The organism is Bacteroidota bacterium (assembly GCA_034439655.1).
Classification (GTDB): Bacteria; Bacteroidota; Bacteroidia; order UKL13-3; family UKL13-3; genus CANJUD01.
On sequence record JAWXAU010000095.1, the window covers coordinates 1 to 3,370 of the forward strand.

The following is a 3,370-nucleotide window of genomic DNA, read 5'->3' on the forward strand; positions in this document are numbered from 1 at the left end:
GCTGCTAAGTATTCCATAATGCCTAATGCGTACAAAACATTCGTTCTTCGTATGAACATTTGCGGTAAAAATCGCCAACTTCTTGTAGCTGCAAAACGTCAGACTGTCTAAAAACTCACACCTCAAGTGTGGATTAATTATATATATATATGTTCATTACCCTAAATGTATATATATGTATTATTGTATATGCAATTTATACAAGGAACAAACAGAACACAAAGTGTGCTATTCCCTGAAACATTAGACCAGATTGTAGAGCAGGATAATGAAGTTCGTATCATTGATCTTTTTGTTGAGAGCATTCAACTTGCTGATTTTAAGTTTGTGATAAAAACAACCAAAGAAGGCAGGCCAGCTTATCATCCGAAAGATTTGTTGAAGCTCTATGTTTACGGCTACCTCAACCACATTCGCTCAAGCAGACAGTTGGAGAAAGAATGCAAAAGAAACATTGAAGTAATGTGGCTGATGAATGAACTGGTGCCTGATCACAACACAATCTCTAATTTCAGACGAGACAATGAAAGAGCCATTCGCAAAGTATTTCGTTATACTGTGAGCATCGCCAAACATTTTGATTTGATTGGCGGCACATTGGTAGCCGGTGACAGCACTAAGCTTCGTGCACAAAACTCTAAGAAAAACAATTTCACTCCCAAAAAAATAGAAAAACATATTGCATATATTGACAATAAACTTGATGAGTATAACAAAGCATTATCTGAGGCTGATGGTGACAACAAAGCAGCAATAGAAAAGCATATTGCCACGCATACAGAAAGAAAAAACGGCTACTTGGCAATGAGTGAGTATCTGGAAGAAAGCGGTGATGTGCAGGTATCTACCTCTGACCCTGAGAGCAGGCAAATGATTACCCGTAACAACATTACCGAAGTAGCATATAATATTCAAACTGTCGTAGACGCAAAATACTGCATACCCATTGACTATAAAGTGACCAATGAGAATGACAGCAAGGCAATGGGTGGTATGCTTCGCAGATCAAAAGTGATACTTCAGTCAACAGATTTTACAGCTTTATACGACAAGGGATACCATACCGGAAGCGAGATAAGAACAGGTATTGAAATGGGAATAAATCTGATGGTGGCCATACCTGATGTGGCATCAAATGCTCCTGATGAAAACTATAATGTAGCAAATTTTATATATAACGAAACAGATGATCAATATATATGTCCGCAAGGAAATATACTAAGCACCAATGGCAACTGGTACAGAAAAGACCGTGGGAATTCATTGTCTCTATAAAACGCTTCGTCATTTTCAGTCACAGGAATATACATTGGTCCGTAGGTCGGCAGTGCTTCCAGAATTTCATATTTTTTAGTTTCTGTCAATGTTCTTGTTTCGTCTGTTTTGGTTGCAAATAACTAATACCATTTCTTAAACTATAATAGTCCAAAAGAATATTTTAGTTTTTAGAATGGTAATGCCGAACTACTATATGTTTAGTTCCCCTTTTTTTGGACTATTATATATTGAGTTTCGGTATAATTATTAAATACACTCCCAAATCTGCACAATCATAAATAGTTGAAGAATTAACAATCCCTTTGACAACATTATCTCTAATTATTTTTAACTCAGCGGCGGCAAACGTTCTAAATCCCTCTAAGTCTGTCGGATTCCATTGTCTTTGTACCTCCCAAGCTTCTATCCCATCTAAATCAATTGCTATTATTGGCATATTGGCAGCAAACTGATAAGGAGTTAGTGTCGGGTAGTTCCTTGTCAAAGGATCAACACTAAAAAACCTTCCCAACCGGCAATCATTTACTCTCATCCCATAATCAACCAAGTTCCCTTCACCTGCAATCTCGTTATCATTTTCCTGTCCATTAAATCAGTATCTATAACTCCCCTCAGACGGCCCAAACATTGGTAGGGGTGCAGTATAGGTTCTGCCCGGCATGGGCATACCAAATGGATAATAATCAGTAGCGGTGACGATGAAAGCATGATAACCCAGAAATAATCCGTACTGGCAATCGCTGGTTTTTTTGTCAGCAACCACCACATGCACATTGCCAAGGTGGTTGCTCAGTTCATAATTCCGTTTACACCTGATCAGCTTTTTGGTGCTGCAAAAAGGATAGGCAATAGGGCTGTAGCACCCGTTGTCTTCCATTAGTTTCATGGACTTATATACTCCCACCCAGCTGCTGCCGTATATAGGGCTTTCGACCCCAACGAAAATAGGTAACATCCATCAATATGTCAGGGTCATATTCTTCGCCATATGTAGTTGGCCATTATATTGCCTGCCGCATTGCGAGAAGCCATTCAAGGTTTTGATTCAAGGCAGCATAGTGCTTTATAGTTTTTCAGCAGACATAGTCAATTATTTTTAGAAAGACTCACCGAATACAATGTAAAAACCAGTATTGCCATTACTCCCCATTGCGTAGTCGAGCCGCAGATTTGTATTTTCTTTTTTGTCCATTAATATGCGAATTCCAAAACCGAAATTATGTTTTGAATTTTGTATATCGAATTTGTTTTCATTTGAAAAGATATTAGCTACTCCTCCAAAAACTGCGGCACCGAATTTTTTAATGATGCGAAACCTAAATTCAGTTTGCAGAGCGGTTAAATTTTTATCACGAAATCTTCCGAAATAATATCCGCGTACATATTGGTCTCCGCCCAAAAAAGCATAATCGTAAAAAGGAACATTACCTGAATTAAAAATAGTTATATATCGGTTTGATAGTGTGAATATTGTATTCCAAGTTCTATAATACCGAAAATCTATAATCGTTTTTAAATAGTTTGATTCAGAAATATTATATGTTGAATTGAAGTTAAAATAAACTCCCGAAGTGGGGGTAAGCAAATTATTTCTTGTGTCTTTTATTATAGTGAAACCAAAGCCGGCTGTAGAATTTGAAACGAGTTCAGGGTTTAAAATGGATTGGTGAGAAGTAATATTACTATAATCTAAATACCTAATATTTGTTCCGGCAAAAATTTTATTTCCTAAGTTTTTCAAAAAATTACCCTCAAAAACAAATCGGTTGCTATTGAAAGAAAACTTATTGCTGTCAGGCGTTTTAGCACCGATTCCAAAATAGAGATCAGGATATTTTGAGTACGAAATATTTCCTTTTGTAAAATATTTTTCTTTGTTGAAAAAATAATTCCATTCGTTTTCAAAAATGATTTGTTTATTTACCGTATAATAAATTTGTATTTTCGCATTTGAAGTTCTCGTATTTGTATCATTGTACATTCGCAAAGTAAATAACGCCACAGCACCTGCATAAGTGCGGGTTTCAGGCGAATATCCAAATATGGGAACCGGAAGAACTTTAAACTTTTTATTTCTTTTTATTTCCTGTGA

At 36.4% G+C, this 3,370-nt stretch carries 3 protein-coding genes and 1 pseudogene; 1 reads left to right on the forward strand and 3 read right to left on the reverse strand.

Going from position 1 to position 3,370, the window contains the following annotated elements; translation table 11 throughout:
- The first annotated feature begins 189 nt into the window (after positions 1-189).
- Entirely contained in the window at positions 190-1,275 is a 1,086-nt protein-coding gene (locus tag SGJ10_06520) for a transposase (protein MDZ4757779.1), read from the forward strand.
- Between the two features lie 223 nt (positions 1,276-1,498).
- On the opposite strand, the pseudogene SGJ10_06525 reads toward SGJ10_06520, so the two are convergent.
- The 3 genes and pseudogenes from SGJ10_06525 to SGJ10_06535 form a co-directional block, all read right to left on the reverse strand.
- A pseudogene (locus SGJ10_06525) lies at positions 1,499-1,858 on the reverse strand (hypothetical protein).
- Positions 1,859-1,870: 12 nt separating this feature from the next.
- Complete coding sequence (locus SGJ10_06530) at positions 1,871-2,233, reverse strand: hypothetical protein (GenBank protein MDZ4757780.1); 363 nt, start codon at positions 2,231-2,233, stop codon at positions 1,871-1,873.
- Between the two features lie 141 nt (positions 2,234-2,374).
- On the reverse strand, positions 2,375-3,370 hold a 996-nt coding region (locus SGJ10_06535; protein MDZ4757781.1), incomplete at its 5' end, for a BamA/TamA family outer membrane protein.

Coding starts and splice junctions, on each gene's coding strand:
- SGJ10_06520 (MDZ4757779.1), top strand. CDS start 190: ATGCAATTTATACAAGGAACAAACAGAACACAAAGTGTGCTATTCCCT.
- SGJ10_06530 (MDZ4757780.1), bottom strand. CDS start 2,233: ATGTTACCTATTTTCGTTGGGGTCGAAAGCCCTATATACGGCAGCAGC.